Consider the following 13,613-nt stretch of genomic DNA (forward strand, 5'->3'; position numbering starts at 1 on the left):
CGCGCAGCGAACGCACTACACCCCATCTATTCTCAATAAGGGTTTTCTTTTTGTTGAAGTATTGTTCAGCTCCAGTCGGCAAATTCCTTTTTATATATAGCTTTCAACTAGCTTGTCACCCCGTGAGATCTATTCCTCATTTATAAATAAATCATAGAATAAGGGCATATCTTTAACATGACCCCACCTACTGCAAATCTTTGACGATGGAAAAAATCTATCAACTACCACTAGCTCACAACCGTACCACTGAGTTTTATTTTCAAGCTGTCGCCTAAACTCATAAAATCCCTGGTCTGCACCCACCCCTCTAGCTCCCCTCCTGGGAGGGGATGGGGGTGGGTTATGGTTGGCTAACATACCGCTGAGGTTAAAATCTTCTATAACAACAACCCTGTGGTTTTTAGCTAAATATGTTGTTAATTTATGAAGTGTATGTTTGCGGATGTTAGCTATTCGTCTACGTAATGCCACTATCTTGAGTTGTGCTTTTCTCTTAAGATTCTGCTTGAATTCTTTGTATTGCTTTCTCGATTTTTTCTGCATCTTCTCCTTTACCTTGTTCTTTTAATAAGTCTCTGGCTTTAGTGAGAGATACTAATGCTTCAGGTCGTTTATTTTCCAAATACAATGCTACCCCTAGTTGATAATGAAGCACTGCTAGGTCTGGTTTGAGGCGAACAGCATTTTCAAATTGGGAAATTGCTTCTGACAAATTATTTTGATTGGCTAGAAGACTGCCCAGATTAGCATAAGCTTCTGCAAATTCTGAATCTAATTCAATAGCTTTGCGGAATGCTGCTTCTGCTGATGTCAGGTCTCCTTCCTTGTAGAGTTTCACCCCACGATCGAATTCTTCTTTGGCTTCTACTTCAAGGGCAATAATTGTTGTGTTCGCTAATTGGGTTTGTTTTGCTCTTGGTTTGAGAGTCGAAGCATCAGCTGAAGTAGTGCTGACGAAGCTGAGTATGATAGCTATGGCCAATAAGTTGTACTTAGATTTTTTATAAAACATTTTTAATAATGCTAGTCGTAATAGTTACTTGTTTCAGCATACTACTTATTTTTAGATTTGATCCCCTCTTTGTGAAATAAACCTTAAGAGAACTCCACTTGTTTAAATTTCTGCTTAAGACTTTTGAGAAATTGTCTACTCATCAGAAATTTGTTCAAAATGAGCATTTTTACTCTTGACTGTTATCTAGGATTTCTTTAAGGCAGAAGAAAATTCTCAATATTTGCTATTTTTATATCTGTGATACGAGAAAAATGATGGCAGTTTTGTCAAATATTTGTTATATTTTGTAACATGATGCGATATTCATATTTATTCTTGCAGTTGTAGAAAATGTATGGCGATCGCTGAATCTAACAAGGCATATTTGGAGCAATCCAGATAAATTTTTTGTATCTAAATTTACTGATTTTACTCTGAAGTAGGCTCAGTGAATAGTTGTTACTATGAATATGGAGTAAAACTATGGACCAACCGATGGAAATGCCAATGGAAAAGCAATTTAGTGTTCGGTCTTTTGAGACTCAGGTACGCCAGATGAGTTTACAACAGGCTCAAGATTGCTTGGTTCAATTATATGAACAGATGTTGATGAGGGAAACTCTTTACCAACAATTTTTAAAACATAAGTGGGGATTAGAATCTAACCCTGATTTTGACTAAAACGGAAGTTGTCTTAGGGACGACCTCTTTCTCTCACTCAGTTTCAAACTAATGAAAGAGAGTTGGGGATCGTGGGGCGTCAACTAATACTGTTTCACTCAACTCAAAACTTAAAACTAAGATTTTATGAGCTAAGAAGTTTAGTTAACAACAACTTTAGGCGATTGATTATTTAATATTAATATATATTATTTGACATTATTTAAGTGTATTGCTATCAATTTGCAATTATTACAAGTATTAAAAACATCATTGAGTGACTAACTCAAAAATTAAGAATATTCAAGAATACTAAAAAATATTAATAATTGTTTATTAATTAATCTGGTTGACGCTCTATAGTTGCCTCCATAGCACTTTTCAAAGAAACACCACTTAAAATCCCGCCAGTAAAATAATATCGCTCTTGGTCTAAGCGTAGTAAAGTTTCAAAGCCACTACGACGTTGGACATCATTTCCCAGTACCCAATAGCGCTGAATAATTGAATTAATGCCCAGCCATCCTTCTCCTTCTATTTTTCCTAGTTCGCTATGCTGAAGAAGAAACGTATAGTGTCGTTCGTCACTGTCGAGACGTCCTCTGTATTGTAAGATAATGTCCTCACGGTCTTGACTGGGAAATATCAGTTTTGTCACCATAGAGAACCAATCTGTACGGTCCCATGTAACAATAGTCTTACCCTTAACAGTAATTAACATTCCATTACGCTCTAGCCAATTTCCTTCTATTGCCCATTGGCCTGATTCTAGTATAAATGTATGAGCCACAGTGCTATTCCTATGCTCCTAATCCTAGCTTCATTGATACGGCGAGGTGGGAGGTTGACAAAAATTACGTTTTGTGCTATATATGCCAGTCAAAAGATTCAGCAAGATTAGTCCAAAGAAAAAGTCTAATATCTTGATGTTTTGGCTGGTGAAGCATGGGTAAATTGAGTTACCTAGTTCAGTGTTAGCACTATCGATCTATTTTAGACTATCTATACCACTTATGTGTATAAATAATCTAAAAAACAAAAAATTAAAAACTTTAAATATAGGTAGAACTGTCCTTTGTTAGAGTTTAAATTAAAAATTTTTCTCCAACCATCAAACCCTCTTTACCCACAAATAGTAAAAAAAGTAGTAGGGAACAGGAAACAGCAGATCAAAATTTGAAAATTGTGAGGTTTAGGGAAATAATTGATATTACTCTTATATTTTAATTATTTTATTAAATATTAATTATTCGTTACCAATTTGTTTAATGGTTAAATCAAAGGCTTATTTATTTTCGTGGATATGTCTAATATCAAATTCGTTTATTAACAATTAAACTGTAAAGCCCGCGGTGACTGAAACGGAAGTAGCAGGAAGCAATTACGAAAAAGCTAGGCTGAGAATAGCTAAATTTCATCTCAAACTTAAAGATACTAGAACGGATTTCCTACATAAGTTATCTACTGAAATAATTCGTGAAAACCAAACAATTATTTTGGAAGATTTAAACGTTTCTGGTTTGGTAAAGAATCGGAAACTGTCAACAGCTATATAAGATTTAGGGTGGAGACAATGCGAGGAGTCAGTCCTCAGTCCTCAGAAGTCAGGAGGGAAGAAAGAAGGAAGGAACAAAAGTAAAGATAATTTCAGTATTTCTTCGGTACTGTCAGTTCTTAAATTTTATTTATAACTGACCCGTCCGTTAGCGTAGCTCCCCCGGAGGGGGAACATGATATAAGATGATTTTCTCGCAGGGGTGATACCCATTACTTAATCTAGTTAAACATTTAGAGTTAGTCAGAAGGGGATTAGTCTGAAAGTTTCATCTCTTGATTTACCAACGCCGAAATTTAATATCCTTTGCTATTTTTTCTCTACCATCAGCAGAGTCAACCAAAGTTCTATAGATTCCAAATTGGTTCTATTTAGAAATATAGGGGGAGTATGGGGAGTGTGGGGAGTACAGGGTCTGGTCTGACCCGACGCTGCAAACTTCACGCAAGAGCTGTATTCTCCTTTCGGACTACACTCGCGCCCCATACCCGAGGGTGATGAAAAATCTACCCTTGTCAGCATGGGGTGATGGAGGTGTGGAGCGAGTATTTTTCAACCTGATTGGTGCGCTACCAGGTGCGCCGTGCGACGGTGAGTGCAGTGCGCCCTGCGGGATCCCGGCTGTGGGCGGAACCTGCGTCCACCCGATAGGCACCCCGCCGACAGTCACGCAACTGCGGTACGCAAATTGTCTCTGTTAGCGTAGCTCCTCCGGAGGAGGAAAGAGATAACCGAAGGGCGCGGGATCGCATCCACTTTTTCCTGTATTGCCTCTAAGTAAGAACCTTTGAGTAACTCAAAAATTTTTACGCACCGCAAAGATACCAAATGGGTTCTATAGTTAGCTAAAGCTATAGCAGATATGGGATTTTATGAGTTTCGTAGACAGCTAGAGTACAAGTGTAAACTATATGGTTCTCAACTAATCATCGCCGATCTATGGTTTCCCAGTTCTAAAACTTGTTCTAACTTTGAAAATGTCAAACAGTCTCTGTGTTGATCAGAGCGTGTATTTCAATGCGAAAACTGTGGATTCATAGAAGATATAGGACTACGCATTCAGGTTAGGACAAGTTAAAATAGATTAGCCAAATAGATATTAACTTTGAGTTACAGGTTCTTTTTCTTGAGCCAAAAACTTCTCTAATTCTGTCAAAGCATCAGCATCAACCTTAGTCTGCATCGGACAGAATTTTGGTCCGCACATAGAACAAAATTCAGCAGTTTTATAAATATCCGCAGGCAAAGTTTCGTCGTGATATTCCTTAGCTCGATCTGGGTCTAAAGATAACTCAAATTGACGGTTCCAATCAAAATTATAACGAGCAGCAGAAAGTTCATCATCCCTATCTCTTGCTCCCTGACGATGACGAGCAATATCCGCAGCATGGGCAGCAATTTTATAAGCAATTAACCCATTTCGCACATCCTCAGCATCAGGCAAACCTAAATGTTCTTTCGGAGTAACATAACACAACATCGCTGTACCATACCAACCTGCCATTGCCGCGCCAATAGCAGAAGTAATATGGTCATAACCAGGAGCAATATCTGTGACTAATGGACCTAAAACATAGAAAGGCGCTTCTGAACACTCTTCCATTTGTTTTTTCACATTAAACTCAATTTGGTCCATTGGTACATGACCAGGACCCTCTACCATAACTTGGACATCATGTTCCCAAGCACGACGAGTTAATTGACCTAATGTTTTTAATTCTGCTAACTGTGCTTCGTCAGTAGCGTCGTGAGTACAACCGGGTCGCAAAGAATCTCCTAAACTAAAGGAAACATCATATTTTTTGAAGATTTCGATTATTTCGTCAAAATGGGTGTATAATGGATTCTGCTTATGGTGGTGTAACATCCACTTAGCAATAATTCCACCGCCACGGGAAACTATACCAGTGATACGACTTCTGACCAGAGGTAGATGTTCAATTAACATTCCAGCGTGAATAGTTTGATAATCTACCCCTTGTTTAGCGTGCTTTTCAATGATATGCAGAAAGTCATCGGCAGTCAGATTTTCAACTCTGCCGTGAACGCTTTCTATTGCCTGGTAAATTGGTACGGTACCTATAGGAACTGGGGAAGCGTTGATAATGGCAGTTCTAATTTCATCTAAATTACCGCCACCTGTAGATAAGTCCATAACGGTATCTGCACCGTATTTAATAGACAGTCTTAGTTTATCGACTTCTTTCTCAATATCAGAAGTATTAGGAGAGGCACCAATATTAGCATTAACTTTACACCGAGAAGCAATGCCAATACACATTGGTTCGAGGTTAGTGTGGTTAATATTAGCAGGGATAATCATTCGTCCCCTTGCTACTTCTTCGCGGATTAACTCAGCAGGGAGATTTTCTCGTTGGGCAACGAAGTCCATTTCTTCAGTGATGATTCCCTGACGAGCATAGTGCATTTGAGAGACATTTTTGTGTCCACTACGCTTGGCGATCCATTCTGTCCGCATATTTTTTCCCTTAAATAAACAGCTTCCCTCCGCTGGTATTAACCAGTCTCAGGTTCTAAGGGTATTTCTCAGCCTAATATCTAGGCACCCCTAGCTTAGTCTTTTACTATAGCACTTTTTTGGGATTGGATTGAGGGTAATCAAAAAGCCCAGTAGGGTGCGTTAATGAAATGTAACGCACCGTCTATCTAGCCTATTCCAAATATTTCGGTGCGTTTCGCTTTCCTACGGAATGCTGCGCGACATGAAAAGCGTTTCGCTGCGCGACATGAATGCGCAGCGTTTCATGTCAGCAACAGCCTAAAACACACCCTACTGTAGGGAAAAGAGTTTTATCCTAAATTATACCTCATCATTCAGGAAAATTTTATATTAAAATTCTTTACTTGTTGATTTATGAAGAATTATTAAATTTAGCAGTTCTATAGAACCCCTGATCGTATCTTTGCACGGGGTATGTGCTTTTGGCTGCCGTCCTCAGAACTCAGTCGGTGATGAAGTCAGGAGATTCAGGAACTAGAATAGGGCCAAAAGCGGATGATACCCCGGGTCCTTCGGGTATCTCTTTCCTCCTCCGGAGGAGCTACACTAACAGAAACGCTTTGCGTACGGTAGTTCCTTCAATTCGGCGCGGCGTCTATCGGGCAGAACCTGCTGAGGCCCACAGCCCCTTGGGAACCCGAAGGGCGTACTGCACTCACCGCCCGATAGCGCACCAGGTAGTGCACCAAGCAGGTTGAAATTTGCTTCCATCTCCCCATCTCCCCATCTCTTTTTAAATAGATCTCAAATGGGTTCTATAGTGACGGTTAAAACAGGCAAAAACAAAACCAGATTCCGGCAAACCACAATCTACCCGACTAAACTACTTTTGAGGCACCTCCATCGGCGAACAAACAAATTGATAGGGGTAAATAGACAATATTGTTGACTTAATTGGTCGGGAAGAATGGAGAGAAGATTAATTTAGCAGAAGTAGGAAACACAGGGGTTGTGAACAGGAAATATAGTTGAGTTATAAATAATACAAATCATTTTGCACAGGAACTAATTTAATTAAATTAATCCAGCTCAAGAAGCATTTTGAGTCTTTCTAAAACTATAGCTTCTTGTTGACTAATTTTAGGTCCTGTAGCAAATATTCCCTCTCCAGAAGCATTAGCTATTTGAGTCGCTATTTCATAGAGAAATTCTTTGTATTCTTGAGCTTCTTTCGGAGTCGCTTTAAGATGAGCAATCGCTACTGCAGCTTTAATTTTTTCTTCTGCATCTTCCAGAAATTCTGTAAAATTTACTGCATTTTCTATCTCATTTATTCGAGTCGTTTTTTCTGCAATATCTACCAACAAATTATGAACCAGTTGATTATCCTGATAATTTAACTTAGCGTGCTTAATTTCTTTGTTAAAAGTAAATACTTCTTTAACAGCCGAAAAAAGTGTAAATTCAGAGGTAATAATTATCATCGAAACCAAAGTAATTGCTTGCAACAATAACTCCCATTCTGAATTTGTATAATCTGCTTTAGTCGTCATTTTTCTGGCTAATATTTTTCAGATTTTCTTGTAGCTCTGATATAGTAAATATTGACTCAAACTGAAGACCTTCTTTTTGATAAAGTTCTCGACCTCCTTGCTCCCTATCTACAAGGGCAAAAACCCGATGGACTTGATAGCTTGCTTCTCGCAGTCGATTAACAGCTAGCATTGCTGAAGCTCCAGTTGTAACAACATCTTCCAAAACAACTACTCTGGCATTAGCTTCTAGTGAAGGTCCTTCTATATAAGCCATTGTGCCATGTCCTTTAGCTTGTTTTCGGATAATTAAAGCTGGTATTGGACGATTTTCATAAGCTGAGACGACACTAACAGCAGTAACTATTGGATCTGCACCTAAAGTTAAACCTGCTACACCTTGAGTATCTTCAGGTAACATGGATAATAATAACCGTCCAATTGCTAAAGCACCTTGGGGATGAAGAGTAACGTATTTACCGTTTATGTAATAGGAGCTACGTTGTCCAGAAGATAAGACAAAATCTCCTTCGCGATAAGCTAAATTACATAACAAATCGAGTAGTTCTTGTTTGATGGTGGTTAAATCAAGAGTAGCTAAGGATGAAATTTGATTTGTCATACTTTTAATTAAAATAGTTCCAAAATATATAATTTTTTGCCATATAATCTCACTGCTATAATATGAGCAATTTAGCCATTCTTGTCCGCACTGTGGCATAGCAATAGACCGCGATGTGAACGTGGCATAAAAAATAGGGCGGCAGGGCATTCCGTCCTTAAAGCACGCGCTTGCCCGACGGAATACCGGGGCTGCGAAACTAGAAGCCCACACTATAGCGTCAGCTTAGTATGGGAGATGTCACCAGTAATAACCTACAATAAATAATAAGGTATGGCCATGAACTTGAAAAGCCTCAGTGGCATAATGATTTTTTCAGCGATCGCGACTCTAACATCTGTCCAAATTGCTCAAGCGGGACATCCTGAAGATCCTGTTGGTACATATCAACCTTTTGCAGAAGAGTTTAACGAAGCAAGTCAAAGATATTCTGGTAACTTTTTTGAGAAAACAGAGTTTTTGAATCAAATAGGTCGTTATTTTGGTATATTAAGGTTTCCTGATGAAGCTATTTCTGACGACTTACGCCTAATCAATCAGCTTTATATAGAGGAACAAAGGCGGCAGTTTTCTAGTACACCAGTCATTAGAACTCCTGATTTAGTTAATCCCTATAATTCATCAGTAATGACAGCTCCTCCTTCTGATTCAATTCCTACTTTTGGTGGTAATTAGGTAAGCATTTCCTCCGGAATGCTCCGCAAATAGCCGTCAGCTATTAGCTATCAGCTATTAATTTTGAGGAAGATAAAAGCAACCTTTGAAATTGAGGAAAGAATAAAATTTACTGGCAAAGTTCTCTTCCTAAACCTTAGAAGTAATTACTTATTACTAATTGCTGATAGCTGACTGCTAATAGCTGTTAGCTCCGCATTCTGCAGGAAATACTTACATCCTATCCGCTTTCAAGGAGAGGTAATTAGGGTTTGCTGAAAAAGTCTTTTTGCTCTTTAGTAGGAGACAGGAGACAGGAGACAACCCACCCCTAACCCCTCCCAGGAGGGGGAGACAGGAGAAACGGGGAATGAGCGAGGAGGTAGGAGTAAGAATTGTCCCAAGATTATTCTGCCATAGTCAGCCCAAAATACTAGCTTTTTGAGCATGAAGAGCTGAAAACCATGCACTTTTTCAATACCTAAAAAAGCTAAAACCTTTATCTAGTAATTATTTGAGATTTAATCAGCAAACCCTAATTATTAATTATTAATTATTAATTGTTGAATAACCCCTGGGTGTAATCATCCAATTATTGTAAATACCTGTAGATTCATTACCAATCAAAATTACTGTCAACATATCAATAGAAAACTCCAATAATTTATCCAGACTTGTCAGGGTAATTTCCTCATTTTCTCGATAAACAGACCGGACAATTGCTACTGGAGTTTCCGGTTTACGATATTCTAAAAAGATATTTACAGCTTTAAGTAATTGTTCTGTTCTTTTCTGGGATTTAGGATTATAAAGTGCTACAACAAAATCAGCCATTGCTACAGCATTTAAACGTTTTTCTATTACCTCCCAAGGTGTTAATAAATCGCTCAAACTAATAGCACAAAAATCGTGCATCAAAGGCGCACCAACTCTAGCAGCAGCAGATTGTAAAGCACTAACTCCAGGAAATACTTCTACCATGGGAATTTTGCCATCCCAACCTGTGGCTCGAAGTTGCTCTAAAACTAATCCTGCCATGCCATAAATTCCACAATCTCCAGAAGAAACTACTGCGACATTTAAGCCAAAATTTGCCAATTCAATTGCTCTTTCTGCTCGTTCTCTTTCTTGAGTAATAGGTAGTTTTTCGATGATTTGCCCAGGATTTAATAAGGGTTGAATTAAGTCAATATAAAGAGAATAACCAATAACAACATCAGCATAACTAACAGCCATTTGAGCAGCGGGTGTCATCTGTTCTAATTTTCCTGGGCCAGTGCCAATTAACAATAGTTTTCCAGTTCTTCCTGTATATTCTTGTTGAGATATAGCCACAGCAATAGTTGCTGCTCCTGGTTCGCCTTCTAGACGAAATATTTGTTTGCGGACTAATAAATTACCTTCATTAATTCCCTGAAAATTTGAGGATAAATTGTCTGTATTCTGTTTTAATTCAGAATTAATATTATCTTCTTCTTTTAGGTTTAAGACTTCGTCGTCTACAGGGTATTTATAATTGCTTGGGGTTTGATTCATCATCCACTTTTTACTTCTTCCTTCTTCCGTCTTCTTTCTTACTTCTTCCCTCTTCTTTCTTACTTCTTCCTCCTTCCTTCTTCCCTCTTCCTTCTTCCTTCTTCCTTCTTTTGAGCCTAAAATTGCAGCAGCTTCAGCAACACTAGGAGTTCCTACTTCCTGAGCAACAATCTTAGAAGGAGTAGGTACTTCAACACAGCTCAATAATTCTGAAGGAAAAGTCTGCAAGGGTAAATTTTGTTCCTGACAAAATTCTACTAAACCTATTTCATCAGCTTTAAGATCGATAGTGGCAATTCCAGCGATCGCTCCCTCAGCTAAATGATAAACTTGAAATACTTGTTGAATAGCAGTTGCAATTAATTTTTTAGAAGTACCTCTTTCACAACCAACCCCTATCCACAAAACTCGTGGATGCCATTGTACTTTCGGTAAATCTGAATCTGGAGAAAACTGGCGCTGAGTAAAACTAATCCAAATTCTGGCCTTGGGAGTAGGAGCAGAGCGATCGCCTATTTCTGGAAATCCAAAATAAAACGGATGATTCTGGGGTAGATGCTCTTGCCACAAGGTCGAACCCACTTCCTGAATTACTTGTACAGTTTCTCCTCTAGCAACTATTCCACTGACTCTATTCCAATCTCCCTCCCCTCGTTGCCAACCAAAAGGTTTACCCAAAATATCTACGCCAGGTAATCCTAAATTATGGGATGCACCTGTAATAACTGGGGTAGCGTTCAGGAGACGAGCGAGTACATTAGTTAGTTTATCAGCACCACCTTGATGTCCACTGCATAAACTAATGACAAATTGACCTGCTTCATCTACAACGACTACTGCTGGATCGCGATATTTATCTTTTAAAAGTGGAGAGATTAAACGTACAACTGCACCACTGGCGAGACAAAAAACTATAGCACTATAGTTTTGCCAAATATTTGCTAGATGATTTTTCAGAGAGTCGGTGTAAATTTCGGCATTGACAGTAGAATTTGTTGTGTGTTGACAAGACTCTGGTATCCACAGAGTTGCCTCCATTGTCTGACAAATAGGTTGTAATAATTTTGTTGCTGTGGGAGTTGTGGCGATCGCTGCTATGGGTTGAAATTCTTGGCCAATTAAATTCATGTTTTAGGTATTTGAAATTGGATTTGTTATTTATTCTATGTCCTAAATAACTCGTTCCTTGCTATACCAACATCTTCTCTACAGGGTTTCTATAGCGCTGCGCGCAGGCAACAGCTCCGGAAGGGGGAATAAAAAGCTGATAATATAAGATATGAGCGCAAACCCTAATTAAGTAATTAAAAATAACCGAATAACTTTCCCCGTGTTCCCTACTCAATAGCCAAGTTGAAAAGTTTTTGAGAAATGGTATGGTATTGTATTGGTTGTCCAATTTTTGTAAAATATTGTTGGCCAGTTAAGAAATCTAAAATTTTTATCACAAAAAACACAGAAAAGACTGCTGGGTTAACAAGTTATAACAGTCACTATTACTTTATTTGACATATCAAAAGCTTAAAATATTAGACAACTTAAAATGTAGACCAAGGGCTTTGAGTTTTGTAACTAAAATTACATACAAGTACTTAATTTAATACCCATAAATAACAAGGAGAAAAAAATGAAGAAAAAGATGAAGCAAAAAACAAACACCATTATTTTAGAGATGGGCGCGGCGAAAAGTAAAGATATCCGTGATTTGCAGAGAGGTCAAGGTAAGATATCCAAGAACATAGGAAAAATGATCAAACAACTGAAAGCATCAGGTGAAACCCCAGAAGATGCACAACCTATAATTGTAATTGTCAGGAAAAAAAGGGAAAAAAAAGGACTTTTTGACTAAGTAAGCGATCGAATTACAGCAGATTCCAAGTATATGAAGTACAGATATTAATCATTAAATGTTCTTAGTGCGAGCATCTTGCTCCCGCGGGTGTACCTCACCAAAGTGGAATCCGGTGTATCTAGCTCTTGCTATGGGGTAAGAGCTATAGTGCTACGCGCAAGTCAGAAGTCAGAAGTCAGAAGTCATATAAAATCCGGTAGCATCGGTGTAATAAGATAGTGAATCAGAATTCAGAATCCAGAAATAGATAGGGCTGGCTGATTAAATTTCAAAGCATTGACGGATAAAGGTTTTAGCCTTTTTGGAGCGAAAAAAGTGCTAGCTTTTTGGTATAAAAAGTTCATGCATATTAGTATTGAGGGCAAACAAAGGCAGAACAATCTTGGGACAACTCTTCTTCCTACCTCCTCTATAATTCCCATTCCTCCTGACTCCTGTCTCCTGTATTCCCCTCCTGGGAGGGGGAGGGGCGAGGGGTGGGTTGTCTCCTACCCTCACCCATAAGACTTTTGAGCGCAAACCCTAAATAGATAGTTCTCAAATGGGTTCTATGCTATTTGCTAGTGCTACCCACTGCTGCACGCTTAAATCTTCTGCACGAACTTGAGGATTTACTTTTAACTTTTCTAGTAATGGGAAGAGGCGATCGCGTTCAATAACTGCTTTAAGATTATTCCTTAACATTTTCCGTTTACTAGAAAAACCTAATTTAACTAATGTTTCCATTTGTTTAGGATTATTTGCCTGGGGTTCTATTAATTGAGGGCGTAGTCGTATTACTGCTGAGTCAACTTTTGGTGGGGGATAAAATGCTTTGGCAGGTACATCACAAATAAATTCACAGTTGGCTAAATATTGAATTTTTACTGAGAGGGAACTATAAGCTTTTGAGTCTGGTCGAGCGCAGATTCTATCCGCTACTTCTTTTTGTAATAATAAGACGATTAAATCATAACTATTAGCTACAGGTTGGGCAATTGTTCCTAATAGTTTTTCTAGGATTGGTCCGGTAATATTATAGGGTATATTAGCTACAACTTTATTGGGATTTTGGAAAGTAGGAAATTGTGCTAAATTTGTTTCTAAATCTAGGGATAAAATATCTCCTTGTAACAATAAAAAATTTTCTACTCCGCCAATTTTTTTGACTAACTTTTGACATAAATCTCTATCAATTTCTACTGCAACAACTGCAGCAGCTAAGGGCAATAAACGATGAGTTAGAATACCTGTACCTGGACCAATTTCTAGGAGGCGATCGCTCTCGGATAATTCAGCAGCTTGGACAATTTTATTGAGAGCTTTGTCACTCCTCAACCAATGTTGAGCAAATCTTTTTCTAGGTTGAATAGTCATTTCAGTTATCAGTTATATAGCAGGGAACAGGGAACAGGGAATAGTACCTCTGCAATAAGGGGACTGGAACTGAGGAATATTCTCTTTTTTTATCTTCTTAAAAGAGTCAGCACCAGACCCAAATTTTTCTGTTGTAATATATAACCAAATTACATGAATTTAATAGACATCTGTAGAAAAATGTCCTCCATAGACAAAATGATGTAAAATTCCTGTATTATTAAGGGAAGCACTGTAATGATTTAAGGGAGTAGATTCAGCCGACATTGACAGGAGCATAGACCTGTTAATTGCTTAATTTCTCCATTGATATCTTCAACTTTCCATCTGGTTTGAGATTCAAATTCTACATCATCTTTACTGCATTTGCTCAGGTCATTAGTAGCAA

The 13,613-nt window shown here is 38.3% G+C and carries 13 protein-coding genes and 1 riboswitch; of the genes, 5 read left to right on the forward strand and 8 right to left on the reverse strand.

Annotated elements, in window-relative coordinates:
* Nucleotides 1-129: 129 nt before the first annotated feature.
* Nucleotides 130-546 carry an RNA-guided endonuclease TnpB family protein gene (locus F6K27_RS29505; protein ID WP_287279508.1) on the reverse strand — a complete coding sequence of 139 codons (417 nt, stop codon included), beginning with the start codon at nt 544-546 and terminating at the stop codon, nt 130-132.
* Entirely contained in the window at nt 497-1,015 is a 519-nt protein-coding gene (locus F6K27_RS29510) for a tetratricopeptide repeat protein (protein ID WP_124144534.1), read from the reverse strand. The genes F6K27_RS29505 and F6K27_RS29510 overlap by 50 nt, the downstream gene beginning before the upstream one ends.
* A gap of 465 nt (nt 1,016-1,480) precedes the next feature.
* Here F6K27_RS29510 and F6K27_RS29515 point away from each other — a divergent pair, with 465 nt between their 5' ends.
* A complete protein-coding gene (locus tag F6K27_RS29515) occupies nt 1,481-1,678 on the forward strand; it encodes an NblA/ycf18 family protein (RefSeq protein ID WP_287279509.1) in 198 nt (65 codons plus the stop codon).
* Nucleotides 1,679-1,997: 319 nt separating this feature from the next.
* On the opposite strand, the gene F6K27_RS29520 is transcribed toward F6K27_RS29515, so the two are convergent.
* Nucleotides 1,998-2,447: a hypothetical protein gene (locus F6K27_RS29520; RefSeq protein WP_287279510.1), complete on the reverse strand. Its 450-nt coding sequence runs from the start codon at nt 2,445-2,447 to the stop codon at nt 1,998-2,000.
* Nucleotides 2,448-3,009: 562 nt separating this feature from the next.
* Between F6K27_RS29520 and F6K27_RS29525 the strand changes: the two genes are divergently transcribed.
* Together F6K27_RS29525 and F6K27_RS29530 are read left to right on the forward strand one after the other, a co-directional pair.
* Complete coding sequence (locus F6K27_RS29525; protein ID WP_375339718.1) at nt 3,010-3,213, forward strand: transposase; 204 nt, start codon at nt 3,010-3,012, stop codon at nt 3,211-3,213.
* Between the two features lie 861 nt (nt 3,214-4,074).
* Nucleotides 4,075-4,212: a zinc ribbon domain-containing protein gene (locus F6K27_RS29530; protein WP_375339404.1), complete on the forward strand. Its 138-nt coding sequence runs from the start codon at nt 4,075-4,077 to the stop codon at nt 4,210-4,212.
* Between the two features lie 99 nt (nt 4,213-4,311).
* Here F6K27_RS29530 and thiC read toward each other — a convergent pair whose 3' ends face one another.
* The 3 genes from thiC to pyrE all read right to left on the reverse strand — a co-directional run bounded on the left by thiC (nt 4,312) and on the right by pyrE (nt 7,827).
* The gene (gene thiC, locus F6K27_RS29535; protein ID WP_287279511.1) at nt 4,312-5,691 is read right to left on the reverse strand and encodes a phosphomethylpyrimidine synthase; all 1,380 of its coding nucleotides are present in this window, start codon (nt 5,689-5,691) and stop codon (nt 4,312-4,314) included.
* 7 nt (nt 5,692-5,698) lie between these two features.
* Nucleotides 5,699-5,793: riboswitch (TPP riboswitch) on the reverse strand.
* Nucleotides 5,794-6,752: 959 nt separating this feature from the next.
* Nucleotides 6,753-7,226 (reverse strand): hypothetical protein, encoded by a 474-nt coding sequence (locus F6K27_RS29540; protein ID WP_124144529.1) that lies wholly within the window; start codon nt 7,224-7,226, stop codon nt 6,753-6,755.
* The gene (pyrE, locus tag F6K27_RS29545; protein ID WP_287279512.1) at nt 7,216-7,827 is read right to left on the reverse strand and encodes an orotate phosphoribosyltransferase; all 612 of its coding nucleotides are present in this window, start codon (nt 7,825-7,827) and stop codon (nt 7,216-7,218) included. The genes F6K27_RS29540 and pyrE overlap by 11 nt, the downstream gene beginning before the upstream one ends.
* Nucleotides 7,828-8,100: 273 nt before the next feature.
* Here pyrE and F6K27_RS29550 point away from each other — a divergent pair, with 273 nt between their 5' ends.
* Nucleotides 8,101-8,502 carry a hypothetical protein gene (locus F6K27_RS29550; protein WP_287284732.1) on the forward strand — a complete coding sequence of 134 codons (402 nt, stop codon included), beginning with the start codon at nt 8,101-8,103 and terminating at the stop codon, nt 8,500-8,502.
* A gap of 528 nt (nt 8,503-9,030) precedes the next feature.
* Here F6K27_RS29550 and cobJ read toward each other — a convergent pair.
* Nucleotides 9,031-11,145, reverse strand: coding sequence for a precorrin-3B C(17)-methyltransferase (gene cobJ / locus F6K27_RS29555; protein WP_287279514.1), 2,115 nt, complete (start codon nt 11,143-11,145; stop codon nt 9,031-9,033).
* A gap of 499 nt (nt 11,146-11,644) precedes the next feature.
* On the opposite strand from cobJ, the gene F6K27_RS29560 reads away from it, so the two are divergent.
* Complete coding sequence (locus F6K27_RS29560; RefSeq protein WP_287279515.1) at nt 11,645-11,866, forward strand: hypothetical protein; 222 nt, start codon at nt 11,645-11,647, stop codon at nt 11,864-11,866.
* Between the two features lie 540 nt (nt 11,867-12,406).
* Here F6K27_RS29560 and rsmA read toward each other — a convergent pair.
* Entirely contained in the window at nt 12,407-13,225 is an 819-nt protein-coding gene (gene rsmA, locus F6K27_RS29565; protein ID WP_287279516.1) for a 16S rRNA (adenine(1518)-N(6)/adenine(1519)-N(6))-dimethyltransferase RsmA, read from the reverse strand.
* Nucleotides 13,226-13,613 lie beyond the last annotated feature (388 nt).

This window comes from Okeania sp. SIO2F5 (assembly GCF_010692685.1).
Lineage (GTDB): Bacteria > Cyanobacteriota > Cyanobacteriia > Cyanobacteriales > Microcoleaceae > Okeania > Okeania hirsuta.